General features: G+C 40.9%; 15 protein-coding genes. 7 read left to right on the forward strand and 8 right to left on the reverse strand.

The window, feature by feature from the left end; all coding sequences use genetic code 11:
- Positions 1-145: 145 nt before the first annotated feature.
- Entirely contained in the window at positions 146-364 is a 219-nt protein-coding gene (locus AC5JMF_RS22125) for a hypothetical protein (protein ID WP_495797865.1), read from the reverse strand.
- Positions 365-367: 3 nt separating this feature from the next.
- Between AC5JMF_RS22125 and AC5JMF_RS22130 the strand changes: the two genes are divergently transcribed.
- Positions 368-1,189 carry a hypothetical protein gene (locus AC5JMF_RS22130; protein ID WP_495797866.1) on the forward strand — a complete coding sequence of 274 codons (822 nt, stop codon included), beginning with the start codon at positions 368-370 and terminating at the stop codon, positions 1,187-1,189.
- A 181-nt stretch (positions 1,190-1,370) separates the two neighbouring features.
- Positions 1,371-1,844: a hypothetical protein gene (locus AC5JMF_RS22135; RefSeq protein WP_495797867.1), complete on the forward strand. Its 474-nt coding sequence runs from the start codon at positions 1,371-1,373 to the stop codon at positions 1,842-1,844.
- Positions 1,845-1,974: 130 nt separating this feature from the next.
- Here AC5JMF_RS22135 and AC5JMF_RS22140 read toward each other — a convergent pair whose 3' ends face one another.
- The 4 genes from AC5JMF_RS22140 to AC5JMF_RS22155 form a co-directional block, all read right to left on the reverse strand.
- The gene (locus AC5JMF_RS22140) at positions 1,975-7,974 is read right to left on the reverse strand and encodes a hypothetical protein (RefSeq protein WP_495797868.1); all 6,000 of its coding nucleotides are present in this window, start codon (positions 7,972-7,974) and stop codon (positions 1,975-1,977) included.
- Between the two features lie 51 nt (positions 7,975-8,025).
- Positions 8,026-8,550: a toxin-activating lysine-acyltransferase gene (locus AC5JMF_RS22145; protein ID WP_495797869.1), complete on the reverse strand. Its 525-nt coding sequence runs from the start codon at positions 8,548-8,550 to the stop codon at positions 8,026-8,028.
- 1,058 nt (positions 8,551-9,608) lie between these two features.
- Positions 9,609-9,872 (reverse strand): hypothetical protein, encoded by a 264-nt coding sequence (locus tag AC5JMF_RS22150; RefSeq protein ID WP_495797870.1) that lies wholly within the window; start codon positions 9,870-9,872, stop codon positions 9,609-9,611.
- Positions 9,873-10,006: 134 nt separating this feature from the next.
- Positions 10,007-10,246 (reverse strand): hypothetical protein, encoded by a 240-nt coding sequence (locus tag AC5JMF_RS22155; protein ID WP_495797871.1) that lies wholly within the window; start codon positions 10,244-10,246, stop codon positions 10,007-10,009.
- Between AC5JMF_RS22155 and AC5JMF_RS22160 the strand changes: the two genes are divergently transcribed.
- The gene (locus AC5JMF_RS22160; protein ID WP_495797872.1) at positions 10,245-10,865 is read left to right on the forward strand and encodes a Uma2 family endonuclease; all 621 of its coding nucleotides are present in this window, start codon (positions 10,245-10,247) and stop codon (positions 10,863-10,865) included. The genes AC5JMF_RS22155 and AC5JMF_RS22160 overlap by 2 nt on opposite strands.
- A gap of 149 nt (positions 10,866-11,014) precedes the next feature.
- On the opposite strand, the gene AC5JMF_RS22165 is transcribed toward AC5JMF_RS22160, so the two are convergent.
- Positions 11,015-11,602 carry an IS630 family transposase gene (locus AC5JMF_RS22165; protein ID WP_495797879.1) on the reverse strand — a complete coding sequence of 196 codons (588 nt, stop codon included), beginning with the start codon at positions 11,600-11,602 and terminating at the stop codon, positions 11,015-11,017.
- Positions 11,603-11,604: 2 nt separating this feature from the next.
- Positions 11,605-11,943 carry a helix-turn-helix domain-containing protein gene (locus tag AC5JMF_RS22170; RefSeq protein WP_495797873.1) on the reverse strand — a complete coding sequence of 113 codons (339 nt, stop codon included), beginning with the start codon at positions 11,941-11,943 and terminating at the stop codon, positions 11,605-11,607.
- Between the two features lie 11 nt (positions 11,944-11,954).
- On the opposite strand from AC5JMF_RS22170, the gene AC5JMF_RS22175 reads away from it, so the two are divergent.
- The 4 genes from AC5JMF_RS22175 (at position 11,955) to AC5JMF_RS22190 (ending at position 14,875) form a co-directional block, all read left to right on the forward strand.
- A complete protein-coding gene (locus AC5JMF_RS22175) occupies positions 11,955-13,043 on the forward strand; it encodes a hypothetical protein (protein ID WP_495797874.1) in 1,089 nt (362 codons plus the stop codon).
- Positions 13,044-13,386: 343 nt separating this feature from the next.
- Positions 13,387-13,545 carry a hypothetical protein gene (locus AC5JMF_RS22180; protein WP_495797875.1) on the forward strand — a complete coding sequence of 53 codons (159 nt, stop codon included), beginning with the start codon at positions 13,387-13,389 and terminating at the stop codon, positions 13,543-13,545.
- Positions 13,546-13,549: 4 nt separating this feature from the next.
- Positions 13,550-14,302 (forward strand): helix-turn-helix domain-containing protein, encoded by a 753-nt coding sequence (locus AC5JMF_RS22185; RefSeq protein WP_495797876.1) that lies wholly within the window; start codon positions 13,550-13,552, stop codon positions 14,300-14,302.
- A gap of 15 nt (positions 14,303-14,317) precedes the next feature.
- Entirely contained in the window at positions 14,318-14,875 is a 558-nt protein-coding gene (locus AC5JMF_RS22190; protein WP_495797877.1) for an IS1096 element passenger TnpR family protein, read from the forward strand.
- A gap of 30 nt (positions 14,876-14,905) precedes the next feature.
- Here the strand turns inward: AC5JMF_RS22190 and AC5JMF_RS22195 are convergent.
- Positions 14,906-15,167, reverse strand: a 262-nt coding sequence (locus AC5JMF_RS22195; protein WP_495797878.1) for a DUF4351 domain-containing protein, incomplete at its 5' end; no start/stop codon positions are given.

Consider the following 15,167-nt stretch of genomic DNA (forward strand, 5'->3'; position numbering starts at 1 on the left):
CCCGGTTGATGCAAAGTGCCTTTAGTGTACTCTATCTACCTGCAATCTGCTGTATTTGTCTCCTCAAAGGTAGGGTTTTCACCTACATCAATGGAACAGTTATACGTATTGAGGAAGTTCCCAATACATACTCTAGGCTATGAATTTACTTAGAAACGAATCGCACACGGAAAGTTTCTGTATAATAAATAGTTAGCGTTGCATAAACGCGGGATGAATTGAGAATTTTGGACAAAGCCGAAACTCGATTCTTTGCGCCTTTGCGTGAAACAAAAATCATCCCACTAATCAGCAACGCCAAATAGTTGTTCTGCTGACGCAGTATAGCTTTCTCCAAAACGTCAACATCAGGATGTAAAAGCATTCTATGCAAAAGTACTTAGAAATTCCTGCCCCAAACGGTACAGGATGGCTGAATATTCTTGAAGGAACTGTTGCGCATAATGAAACGCAGCGATGGTCTGAAACACGAGTCCACTCCAGCGGTGGTGGTGGTTATGTTAATCCTCAATACGGTGGCTATGTAGAACCCCCAGTAGTCAGTTCCAGCGTAACGCACCATGAGAGAAATATTTTCTGGGTTCAGGAAGCGAATGGCAATCAAACGCGTTTTTGCCTAAATCACGATAATTTTCCAGTGGCTCTTGGACATAAGGTTCGCATTATTTGGGGCGGTTCTACCAAAGATACAAATAACGGAAGCTATATTTTCGCTCAAAATTTTACGTCTGGCCATCATTACCACTTTGAGCCGAACGATCTATCAAACTGGGCTTTCAAACATGGATTAATCCAGTGGCCGCTGCTTTATCAGTTGATTTTTCATTGGTCACCTATTTTAATCTGGGGCTATTTGGTCTTCGCCTATCTACCATTATTAACTAATCATGAACTAGCGAATAATACCATTAAGAGCATCCTAACAAAATATGATGGCATTGATTTTAGTTTTAGTGATTTCTTAAGGCTGAATTTAGAATTAATATCTCACTGGTCATTCTCCTTATTGATTTCAAGCTTTACAGATTGGGAATTCTGGATAGGTCTCATAATAGGCTTTTTAGGGTGTTGCATATCGGGCTGGTTATTGTCAATTTTTGGCTATTTTGTCTTTGGTTATTGGTGGGAACGCAAAATTCTTAAACCATTTCGTGATCGTGTATTTTTGTCCTACGACATGTCACTTTGATATCTTCCAAATCAATAGTCAATAATCACCATAATAGCAGGGCGATGTTAAGCGGACTGCTTGGGGTATTCTGACTCCTTTTTACAGTACGGGATATTTACTCGTGATAGCAGGTTGCTGTTTAAGGTTGTGAGCAACTTTTTCGATGTAGGTTTCCCAAGTTTGACCAAGCTCAATAGCTTTGTCTATCTCAGGTTATAGAGTAATTAAATTTTCTCAGCTTATTTGGTTTTTTATTTGCTGGAAATACAAGGACAACTCATTACCAGTACAAGAGCAAAACGCTACAGAGACATCTTGTACCACTGGGAATGAAGTCATAGCACAGATTTTCAACGAATGTGAGAAGTACGGGTTTGATATTAGCAATGATGGAATTTATAGGGATGACGTGAAGCTAGGTGAAGTGGGATGCACTGATGAGCAGTGGTGGTTTGTACGTGTAGGGGAGAATCAGCAGCGCATACCCTGCGACTCGGCGTTGGATGCAGTGTGGTGGCTGTCGATGGTTGACGTGTTACCTACTGCTGAAACTGAATCCGCTTTACACGAAGACTTGTCATACAGACAGCTTGAACAGTTAACCCCTAACGAACTGCAACAGTTATTTGAGAACGCAGATTTTCAACAAAGCAAGGAATTGGTAACAGCATAATTCCTGAAAGTAAGTGGCATTATATCTGCTGCTCACTTGACTTGCTATTGGGAGAAAACCAAAAGATGGTACTCCCAAAAATTAATCACTTTGCATATTAAAAAGATAACCTGAAAGGACATATTAGAAACTAGACAACAACAAACTGTTGATAAGTTAGTGTTAGGTTAGGATTAAGTTTAGCAAACCCAATAGCAGAGATAGTTCCATTCCCATCACTATCAAAAAGCAAGTCACCGTTAGTGTCATTGTAGATAAAGCGGTGAGCGTTAGTAGAAGCTTGAGTTCCCAAGGTAAACCGACTAATATCAAGTTGTCCAACAGGCAAATTATCACCAAAACCAGAAGTAGAAATTTCAATCAAATCATCGGCAACGGTAAAATCAGTGAGAGTGTCAATGCCATAACTAGACTGGGTGAAAGAGAAGCGATCGCTGCCCGTACCACCTGTTAAAGTATCCTTACCAGCACCACCATCGAGGAAATCGTCACCGCGATCCCCTTGAATCAAATCATCGCCAGAGTCACCAAGTAGGCGATCGTTTCCTTTATCACCGTTAATCACATCATTTCCAGCACGACCAACCAGAATATTGTCACCACTGTTACCAATGATGGTATCGTCAAAATCAGAACCAACAGCATTTTCGATAGAGTTAAATTTGTCAGTGACATTAACTGATTCTACAACTCTTTTATTGTCAAAGTTGATACTCACTGCCTTGGTGGCGTAGCGATAATCAAGAGTGTCCGAACCATCATCTCCATCAATATTGTCAGAACCGCCGTCAGCATGGAAAACATCATCGCCATCGTTACCGCGCATGGTATCGTTACCTGCCAGTCCCCGGAACACTTCATCTGCTTCAGTCCCTTTTAGGTTGTCGTTACCAGTGGTTCCGGTTAGGGTAGGTAGCCGTTTATCTCCTGATTTTTCTAGCAACTCAAAAATAGAAACCTCGTGATCACCAGCAAATCGAAGTTTGTCTTGGAAGTTGGCTAAATCCTGAAAATCAATCACTGTAATTGAACCAATCAGTGTTGTAGTTTCGGGATTGTAAATTTCTATCTTGAGGTCGGGGGATACTTCACCTGGAAGGATTTCTCGAAAACTTTTGTAGTTGGTTGCATCATCAAGTTTACCAACTTGGAGTTTAATATCATTCAGGGTAATACCACCACCAAAGACGATAGTATCAATGCCTAGCTGATCGTCAATAATGTCATAACCATCACCAAGCCAATAAGCATATTGGTCATCTCCTCCATTCCCTTGCAGCAAGTCGTTATTTTTCCCGCCGATGAGAACGTCTGCTTGCTCACTGCCTTTGATAATATCATTTGCATCACCGCCATAAAGCCATGTAGCTTTATCTGTATCAGCAACAAGGGTATCTATATCTGCACTGCCATCTTGAAAATATTTGATTTGACCAAGTTCGAGATGACCGGAATCTGCAAAACCAAGGCGTTCGATTAGTGGATTCGTGCCAAAATTATATTTTGTTCCCTGATGAGTAACGATAGAAAGAAAACGCGAACGCTGAATATCATAGTTTTCTGAAAAGCCTACCCAAGAGAGATGATTGCTATCTTTATCAGGTAAAACTCCGCCTCCTTGAATTGTAATAGTGTCTGTCAGTTGTGACAAAATTGCTTGAGAGTTAGTAATTTCAGTGTTCTTTGGTTTAACACCAATTGTTAAATCGATAGAACTCAGTAAATCAATTAGTTCCTGTTTTGTAATAATTGCTGAGTCATTGGGATAACCATTGGTGAAATATTTTTCATAAGCAAGATTGATTGAATTTGGGTTGATCGCCTTTAAACCACCAAAGATATCGTGATAGGTAATATCTTCACCAAAAACGATTGATTGCTGCTGAGAAATCTTCTCGTCTTCATTGGGAAGCACACCATAGCTAACGCTGTCTTTGTAATTAACTTTTAACTCAATAGTTTGATTTTTGAGACTAGGATAGAGTGCTTTGTAATATTCGCTTTTGACTTTGATTCTACCGTGTTCTGATGTTTCATCCAAGCCGGTTTGCACAATCGTTTGTCGCAATTGATCTTTGTTGCTTCCTCGATTCAATAAATAAACATCACCTCCCTCGCTGACGTTCAAAACATCGTTGCCTTTGCCACCATCAAAGATTTCAGCTTTAGCAGTACCAGTGATATTATCTGCAAAAGTACTACCAACCACCTTTTCAATACTGCTAAAACTATGTCCGCTTTCAGAACCGTTCAAATCGATCTCAACACCGCGTGATTTATCCCATTTAGCAAACGAGAGAGTATCAACTCCTTCTCCACCGCGTACATTGTAGGTAGCTGCCCCCTTGGCAACATCGATATCATCGCGATCAATAATAATGGTATCGTTCCCTGCGTCTCCATCGAGTCCACCGCCCAGGGTTGAACCGATGAGCGTATCATCATGGGTTGAGCCAATTGCATCTTCAATATTCAGCAGGGTATCTGTTTGTGTAGTCGTTTCCCCGGTTTTGGTAACAGCAATGCCAGTCTTCATATTGATTGTGACACCAAAGGTACTGGAGAGGAAACTCACTGCGTCGCGTCCGCCTCGTCCATCCAAGGTATCGTTCCCCATACCACCATCAATGATATTGGAGTAGCCATCCCCAAGGAGGCGATCGCCATTTGAACTACCGATTAAATCTTCAATACTATAAAGGCGATCGCCATCTGAGGAAGTACCGTAATATTTCCCTGCTGCGAGATCAACTCTTACTCCTTTTTGTGCATCTTCATAGCTGGCGACATCGAAACCTACACTACCATAGATGATATCTGCACCTGCACCACCAACCAGGTAATCATTGCCTTCATTTCCATACAGGGTATCTGCACCAGCATTACCATAGAGTCGATCTTCTCCTGCACCTCCGGCAATTTGGTCATTTCCAGCACCGCCATGAACTTCATCTTCATTAAAGTCTGGTTTAGATGGGGTGTAATTGCGGGAAAGTTTAATCTCTGAGGGTTCAGTTTTGCCAAACCAAGTGCGACGCACAACATCAAAAGCTTGCGGTGCATTAGATTTAGCCGAGTCGGATAATTCACCGCCTGTAGGAATAGGGTCAAAGCCGTTATTTTCATCGCCGTAAATGGTATCGTTGCCGTCATTCCCATAAATCAGATCGTTGTTATTGCTACCAATTAACAGGTCGTTTCCTCCATTACCTCGGATAAAATCTCGTCCTACACCGCCATTAATGGTGTCTGCAAAATCGCTACCAATGAGAATATCATTGCTGGAGTTGTTAGTTGCCGTCTCTGCATCAACAAAGATACTACTTCTATCACCAGCAATCCAGATATCGTTGCCATCTGTCCCTGTGACAACGCTGCCATTGGTTGAGGCGGCTAACTGTTGATAATTAATCTTGTTGGCAAAGTCTTCAATTTCAATAGTGCTGACAACTTTACCATCAACGACGATCTCTAATTTCAGAGTAGTACCATTTATAGAAATGGCCACATTGTCGGGTGCTACGCCGATTTTATCAAGTTCAATAGAATCAAAGAAACCAGCGAGTCCTCCTTTAAAGTCTGAGGCTGACCATTCCGTGAGTCCCAATTCTTCAGCACGAACGAAAGTAATAACCCAACCTGCGCTAAAGTTTGAATTGGGTTCTGTTGCAATCAATAAATCAATGACATCTTTATTTTCCAGATAACGGCGATAGTCTTGGGCAATCTGAAAGTCACCGCTTAATTCTTCAAGGGTTTCAGCTTGAGAGTTTTGGATAACCCGCTTGGCAAAGAGATCCCCTCCGGCAATCTCTAACTGGCGTAGTTTACTTAAAACGCCATATTCAAGTTGCTTTTGGGCTGTTTTGAAACCTTTTCCTGCAACCAGGAAAGGACTTTTCTTATCCTGCCAAATTCGGAAACTTTCTCTTAAGCTCTCTTGGTTAATGATTTCTCCCTCAATTCCTTCAATATAAGAATTGAGTGCATCTGAAACGAATTTGGCTATTTCTACGACTGCTTTGCGCTGACCTCCTTCTTGCCTTCGTCCAGTAGGATCGGAGATAAACTGCTCCAAGATTGGGTCATAATCAATCCAAGCATCGGCACGGGGGGGATCTTGACCGAACCAATCGTCAGCAATTTTACTAATAATGGGAGCGAGGGCATCACCGAAAAGCGTACCTAATGCTGTTCCAATAAAAGCACCAATACCAGGGAGAAGCACACCGCCTAACGAGCCTAAGAAAGCCGTTGCAGACGTAGTTATCCCCAACGTTGTGAGAATGCTACCGCCTAAACTGGCAAGTGCGGTTTTTACCCCTGCTAAAGCTAATCCAATGGATGTCCCAATTGTTCCCCCAATCGAACCGCCAATCGCTCCTGCTGTGGTTTCAGGCGCGATAATTTGACGGGCAAGATAACCACCAACAAAGGAACTCAGATTGGTGACAATAGTAGTAGTTTCAAGAGCTTTGTCAAAACCTAAAAAGGGATCTAATGTACCAGTTGCTCCGTTAGCAACATATTCCGCGACATTAGCCACAACGGTAGATGTGACGTTGCCGACAGAAGATCGCAAAAGCTGACCACCAAAATCCCCTGGAATATCCAGTAATTCCGAAAATTCGGCGGTAAGAAATGAACTGATAGCATTTGAACTTGAAGATTTGATGTTATTAAAGAGGTCTTTAGCGAAACTATCGAAACCTGCTTCGACTGATTCTAAAAATGTTAACGTGCCAGCATTTTGGTCAAGACCTGCTTTGGTATCTCGGAAATAGATATGTAATGAGTCGCCTACATTACCTAACACGGTAGAGAGTACAGAGCCAGTGGCAATTTGTGCAAAAATATCATCACCAGCAATAGCTTCACCAAGAGAAGAACCAAACAGTGTACCAATTTGTTGTCCTGTATCCTTACCTGAGGCAAATCGGACATTGAAGTCACGTTCTACAAGATTATCTTGTCCGTCATAAATTTCATCTCGGATAATAGTCGTTTCACGGTCTTCAAAATTAGCGATTGTTCGTAAAAGATTCGTGTTTCCATCGCCATCAATATCTTTGACTATGTAAGTAACGGACTCACCACTTGGGCTTTCCGTAAGAGCAACTTGAGTTCCATCAGGAAGTTGAAAAGCTATCTTAATTTCACTGCCAGCTAAAATATGATCTCGCACAGAGGTATTATGAACGCGAATTCCTCCTGCGACATAGGTATGTAATCCTTCAACAGTAAAGTTATAGACCGTATGCTCATTCTCTATTGGTTGAATGCCAGGATGGGGAATAAGTTTACCTGTTAGTCCAACTAAAAAGCCATTGCTATCAATTTTTTCTAAAGTTTTAAAGCTCCCATCTGGTTGTAAAAAATGATGTCCTAATGTAACTTTAATATTTCCTAATTGAACAACTTTTTGATTAGGATTAATAAAGGTTTTGGTAACTTGACGAGGCTGTAATTTTCCTAATCCTTCAAATGCCATTACTTCATCGCCAATTTTGATTTTTTCGATAGGCTTATAAGTACCATCTGACATTAAAATTGGGGTTTCAGCGGTAAAGCAGTAAGGAATTTCATTATTCCCATTCAAATCTAGATCTTTCTTTTCTAAGAAATCGGCTATTAATTTTTTCTTTTCTTGATCTGAATATTTAAAAAGTGATAACTTGTAAATAAAAAGAGGGGTTTTAAATGCAAGATTTACTAGTTCACCCAAACTTCTCCCATCTGAGTAAGATTGCTGTAATTCTGCTCGAACTTCAGGAGAAAATTGCAGCGCAATTATTGCCCCAATTTTAGCATCATCAGAACTCTTGGGATCGTTCAAGACACTTTGCCAATAAACTACTTCTTTTTGGGTTATTTTTAAGTGATTTTCGTAATTATTACCTGATTCTTTCATCAAATTTTGTATTTCTGGATCTTGAAAAAAAGCGCCTATATTGGCACTATATTCATTTTTAAAAGCACCTAGTCCAAATGAAGAATCCCCATTGTAAATCAAATCAATTGCTTGATGCACTCCATATCCAACAGTGCCTTTTTCAAAATCTTCAGTAGCTTGTAAAGCACCAAGTCTGTTAGTTGGATATTTTAGAGTTGAATTAGTTGCTTCTGCCATTTTTCTGAGCCTACCAGTTTTTACTTGTTTAATTGATTAAAGTTAGACAGTTTAAATTTTCTTTGCAGTCGCATTACTTTCTGCAAAAGCAAGAAATGTGATCTCCCTGTTTGGAAACACCTTCTCTTTCAAATCCTTAATCATTTCCTCTTGTCCACCATAAGGTGCAATAATATCCACTAACCACAAGCGATCGCCTGATTTCCAATCATTTGGTGTAAGCCGCGCATTACCCGCCATTAGCCGCTTTTCTACTTCCTCATTCACATAAGCCCAAAGTGCTACCCCTATCGGTCTATCAGTGGCATAAAACACCCGAAACTGCTTGAACATGATGGGTGTCATTACTAACCATTCCAAATCAAAAAGAAAGAAATTTTTATGCTTTGGTGACTGTGTGAATAGCCAAACCACCTCGCCAAAAAGTGTTGCTACTGTTTTTTGATTACCCCCTGGTGTCGGTTCAGTAAAAATTGAGCCACCGCTAGTTTGTTCTTTTGGGTTACCGCTACTATTATTTGCAGTATTATTGCCTTTTTGCGCTTGTTGCTTTTCTAAATTTTGAGGCTGATTCATATCGTTTTTTTGTTTATATATTTACTCTCGGTTCTGAATAATTCACTCTGAAATTATTAACAAAACAATCTTGATTCTTATGTAACCTTAGCCAAGCGATCGCTCTTGATACTTAATTCTTAAAACTCTCTACTAGTCATCATTGAGATTTTGTGGACAAATCTAATGATTATGACTGTTGCACTTTAGAGCCACGGAAAAATCCGATTTAGCTATATCAGCTTTAACAATAATTAATAGTTTAATTATTTTTGATTTCTTGTGTTCTTCTTGCACATATATATAGATATAAACCTCACTATTTGCTCATCAAACTCTCAGATGAAACAGTATGAATAAGGTTTGACGAGTTGATATTCTATATATCGCTCAAAATTAAATAAAATCTAGTTTGAAAGTTATTGCCGATTCAGCTTTTGAGCAAAAGCGCATTATAAAGGTGTGATCGCAGTTTTATCTTCTGAGTCGCTAGTCTTTACTCCATAATGTTCTGAATGCGAACAACAGCTTGGTTACATAAACACGTTGAACAACACAGAAACATTAAATCAGAAACGCTGTCATCATACAGCAATTAGAATGATTAAGCAACAAATCTAACAACTGTGATTGCAAGAATGTCACAATCGACCAATTTTAGCCTTGCCTCCACATTTTCCCAAGGCAAATTTACATAACGATACCCACACCAAGCAAACTCACACTTCTCTCAACTCCCCTCGCTACACCTGTAGAGTTACAGCAGTCTCAAGCAAGCCAATCAAAGGAGGAGTGCTAAAGTTATTACACATAGAGGTCATTCAGACCCTATCAGTTTAAGTTTAAGTATAATTACACCTTCTAATCTCCTTTTGCTTGCCTGATAGCTTATCGAAGTTAGAAGCCAGGGGAATTCAAATTGTTTACAAAACTTTACTAATACTTACCTAGTCAAAGTGAGTGGATTATCTTTTTCTATATTCAAACTCTAGAACACTCAACAATTTCTCCTCCACAGCAGTTAGATAAGGGCGATTCAGCTTCCCCAATGACTGCAACAGATTTCTGACTGTTTCCTCCTATGAATCGGAGTATATTCGAGCGATGCGATCGGACAGCAATTGCATCTGCTCACACTCCGCAGGCAGATAGTCGTAAGATTTCAAGTGCTTTAACCCAACTGTCAGCTCTCCATCCCAGACCCTTACAGTACAACTAAACTCACCAACATGGGTAACAATACACCAGCAACCGCCTTTGCCTCGGAGTTCCGGGTTGTCTTTTGCTAGAATCTGGCAGACTTCACCTAACTGGTAGGTGTTAGGTACTCTGGTTCGCTCCATTATGCGCTGCACCACATCAATTACAATTCTGGCACTAGGAACTTTACCGCCAGCTTCTTTTACTGCCCGTTGCCAAACTTCAACCTGCTACTGGGGTTCAAGTGTCGATACAATCTGCGATGGCTTCGCCAACGTCAAGGACGAACGCGTAACTCTGTTAAAGCTTTAAGAGCCTCAAAAAATGCTCGTTCCACCTTGCGTTCTCCTAGCCCTTTAATCTCAACTTCTTTGACTTGTCTTATCCGCAATCTGGTAATGCGATCGCAAACCAAGAGCATCTGTTCACACTCAGCAGGCATATCCCATAGCCTGAGAACTATAGTGTGAAAAACTTTGGTGCTAAACTTTAAACCAGAGTCAGGAGCAAATCTCATGTTTCAAGCTTTACCGAAAACAGTAACTTTTGCAGAATTCCTGAATTGGAAGCCAGATGGCGGATGTTATGAACTACACGATGGGGTCATTGTTGAAATGCAGCCAGTAGGAGATCATGAAGAGATTAATGGTTTTTTAGCTGGTGAGGTGACTTACGAGTTTAAAAGATTAAAACTTCCTTACATCATACCCAAGCAAGCACTAATAAAAATTCCTGATAAAGAGTCTGGGTATTCGCCCGATGTGATAGTGATTAATCAAAACCATCTTTCATCAGAACCAATGTGGAAAAAATCTTCAACAGTGACTCAAGCTGCATCTGTTCCCCTAGTTATCGAGGTTGTCAGCACAAATTGGAAAGATGATTATGCACACAAGCTAGTTGACTATGAAACTTTCGGCATTCCTGAATATTGGATTGTTGACTATTTAGCTTTGGGTGGTAGGCGGTACATAGGTAATCCCAAACAACCGACTATTTCTATTTACTATTTAGTAGAAGAAGAGTATCAAGTTAACCAGTTTCGAGGTAGCGATCGCCTGATCTCCCCAACATTCCCAGAATTAAATTTGACTGCTGAACAGATTTTTCAAGCTGGGCGATCGTCAACCGAGTGAAACCTCACCTTGATGTTGCTCTAACCAAGCTTCTAAATCAGTTAAACTCGAAAAATCAAGTTAAGCGTCGTAGCATTAAGCAAATGATCAGCGCTAGTGAATATTTAGAGATGATGATTAGAAAATATTGCGCCACTGATACCAATTCTCTATGAAGATGCATAGAATAAAGCCTCATAAAATAGAGCTTCAAGAATGAAATCATAACAGGTCAAAGAGGAGATTAACTCGGAAGACATTTGAGCTAACTCATGTTGAACCCGTTGACGCAATTGTTGTAAGTTGGAGAAATTTTCACCCTTAAACTGACGTTTAATAAACTGCCATAATCTTTCAATCGGGTTGAGTTGAGGACTATGAGATGGTTGAAAGATTGGGATGAGATTTTCAGGCCAAGATAGTGCTAAAGCTTGATGGGCAGATGCTTGATCGATTTGCATCATTGCCATATCATCACCCAATTCAACACAAAGGGCATCAAGGAATTTCTGAAAATTCTTACTATCGAAATGAGAATATTCCTGACAAAAATGCCATCCTGCCAATGGTTCAACCACCCCATACAGCCAGAATGCCTTTCTTGGCCACTGTACGCTGACTATGGGTTTGACACCACCAGCTGTAATCACTCGCCCAGTTTCTGTTTTCAACCCTAGTCTGGTTTCATCCTGACACAAGTAACGCAGTCGCTTGCCTTTGCCAAAAAGGTTTTGCAGAGTTAGTAAAGCTAGAGGAATGTTTAAAAAAACATTCCTCTAGCTTGTTCATCCTGATCTTTACTAACAGGTCTAGCTACTTTAAGTGTCGCCTTGAGTTGATAGTGTACTAAGCGATAGACCGTCTTATATTTGACTTGCAGATGGAATTCCTGCTCTAACCACTCCACAATTTGGCCATAGCTACTAAAACCCTCTGAACATTCCAATCTTGCTACCAGCTTTTTAAGGATTTCTCCTTGAATTTTAGGTGTCGTTCCTGGGGCAGGTTTGGCTTCTAAAAGTTCTTCTAGTCCCCCTTGTCGATCTCTTTGTAACCATCTTGTTACCGTTGAACCGTCTCTACTTAGCCTTTGACTCATATAGAATTGGTATGAGGCGTAAACGCCTCTTGGCGGCTTTCATCCCTTGCCTGAAGTACGGAACGCTGCGCTATGCGCCTGTTCCTCAAGGGTTTTCAGCCAGCCTTTCTTATAATCTTCGAGTCGAACTGCGATCGCTCCTCCTTGAGATGGGCAATACGATTGTACCAATGGACAGTGATGATGATCATGATGCTAAAAAACGCCTCCAAGATGCTGGTGCTTTTTTAGATACTGAACATAACAGTGCCGTTGCTAAAGCTAATGATATTTCTCCTAGCGAGTACCGCGCTCGTAAAAGTAAGGATTACCTCAAGCCTGAAGAAGTTTATGAATGCGAGAAGTTTCGGATTCGAGATTCTTATGGCATGGAGGTAACTGAGTCACTTGTGGAGAAGGATGAGGGGGGTAGGTTAGTTAGGGCGATCGCTTCTATGGAAGCTATTTTATCAGAACCAGGTGGTACTGTTGTCGATCCACATACTAATAGAGAATATCCAGCACCGCCCAAGATTGTTGCAGACAAGGATTATTCGGAGCGAGATAAGCTGCCACTGTCTATGGACTGGGGGAATTATTCAGCTCGTTGGTTAGCGCGATTCAATCTAGGACTGCATGATATATTGAAGCGCTTAGTTGCGGGGTCAGAAATTACTGCCGATGATCCTCATTTAGTAAGGATGACTGAAATCGCCATTCAGTGTGCTGCTCACATTAAAGCGATTCTTGGTTTTACTGTGCCTGCTGACTGTCAGCCCATTTGGTTACTTGCTACCTTGATTGAACAGTTAGGACTGAAGTTGGTAAATCGCAAGGAAGGGCCTCGTGGTGAGCAGGTGAAGATTCATTCTCTGGCGAAACAGGAATTGGAATTTGCTCTACATGTAATTGCTCATCGAGAAAGAAAACGCGCTAGGCAATTCGCAACTCGCGGCTTTTCGCAATTCGCAATTGTGCCCAAATGCTTAAAGACGGTATTGGGCATGGGGTTGAGACGGTCAAGGGTATCCTCAAGCGCTGGGGTACTGACTTGCGCTGGTGTGCGGTGTTGGAGTTGGAGGAAGTTGCTGTACAGGAATTACGGCAGTTGGAAGAGTTAGTACCGCAGTTTTATGCCTTGTTGTCTGAAGAGGTGTTGCCAATGGAGGGGATTGGCTAAGTAAAAATACTCCACTTAGTTAAAAGCAGAAAAACTGATGATTGTTCTGGTAGCTATTGATGGTACTGGTTCTATTTTGGGCTGTTTTCCCAAACATTAGGCGAGGTAGTATTTGATTTGATCAGTGTATAAGGCTTTATTCTCAAACAATAACTCAAACTTCTAGCCGAAATCTGGAAATTGAAGTAGCGTTCGCACAAAAGTTACTCGCTAAGATAGGACTGAGATTAACGTATCTGGCTCGGCGAGGTTCGCGTAAGAACAGGGAGTGTGTTTATGAATTTGTGCCACCCAAAGACGAGCGAGATGTGATTTTCAGTCGATGGCTAAACCGGGATGAAGCAATTCGTCAAAGTACAAATTCCAATTCCGTGTCAGTCACTAATAATATAGATCTATCAACACAAGTTGTTGACACGATACAGGATATTCCCCAAACTTGAGTTTATGACAGAAATACGACAACAGGAAATTAGGGATTTACGGGCATTGAATTTAACACCCAAACAAATAGCCCGAAAATTAGGGATTAAAGTGTCAGAAGTTAACGCAGCGATTCAAAATCAAGCACAGCAAACTACATTAGATAGATTAGCTTCATGTGAATTAGACCCCGTATATCAGTGTTTAGCAAGCGAGAGTCTAATCCAATTATTGCCGAAAATCCCACAAGAAAGCCCCATCAAAAATCTGCTGACCAAAATTATCCCTGCAAAGAACAATGACGATATTAATCGCGGTTTAGGATTAGTAGTTATTGCAAGAGTTGCTCGATACAATCAAATCACAGTTTGTAGTTACCTTTTAGATATATGGTGCTTAGGTGTTAAAGATACCATACCACCACGTACAGTAGACAGGGTAAAATTTCCAGAATTTGCGGAAGCACTATTCAATCTATTTCCTGGAAAACCGCAAGAGGTTCCTCTTGAAGTTGCCCAAGGGATGATATTTAGTGCTTGTGAATATGCAGAAAGCTTAGGATTTCAGCCACACAAAGACTTTTCTAAATCACGTTCGCATATCGGAGAATGGGATGGGAGAATACGTATTGAATGTGGTCGTGACGGGAAACCATGCTATGTTAATGGCCCCCACGATCACCCCCAAAAAATCATGGAAACATTGAATCAAAGCAGGGGCGAAGGTAATTTTGATTTTATAATTGGTTCGGCTCCTATTGAAGATAATTTTTGGTAAGTATAATTCAAAAGGATGATTCTGTTGCGTCATAGCGATGTAGCAAGTATGGTTAAAACTCACAAATCAAAAAACATTCCCCAAAAAGCAGTTAATCCTTATAAAGATGCAGTATATGTGCTGGATGTGTTTTTAATTGATGGCCCAATTACAGAGGAATTTGTTGCTCTAAATCCAGTGGTGTCTCGAACCATTGAGATCAAAGGCAGCAATACTTTGGAGGAGCTACATCAAATCATCTTCAAGGCATTCGACCGAGAAGAAGAACATATGTACGAATTTCAAGTCGGCGGTAGGGGGCCACAAGATCCAAATGCAAGACGCTATTGCATAAAACAAGCATTTTCAAGTTTCGATTTGACGCCAGCGGCTACAGGGGATGTGTCTAGTACTTCAATCGCGTCCTTGGGTTTATCTATTGATGATGCTTTTGGTTACTGGTTTGATTTTGGTGATGATTGGTGGCATCAAATTGATGTCATAAACATACAAGATAAAGCTCAATCGGGCAAGTATCCCAGAATTACTAAGCGTCTTGGGGCTAGCCCTCCTCAATACGCGGATTTCGAGTAGGAGAAAAGCTTACCTAACTAATCGCGTAATTTATGCTGCTTGCTGGTTTAACCAAGCTTCTAAATCTGCCACAACGGAAAAATCTAATAACGCCTCTCCTAACCCCTCCAATCGTCCAATAGATAATCCTCGAACTCGTTCAATCAACGATGTATCAATCTCACCAAGACGATGATTTAGCTGACGTATAATTAAGTCTTGTTGTCCTTCTTTTTTGGCTCTTTCGCGGTCTTGCTGATAAAGTGGGGTCTTGGCAACTTTTGGTGATCTAGGTTGGGGTAAGGCAGAAGGC

The organism is Desmonostoc vinosum (assembly GCF_059505385.1).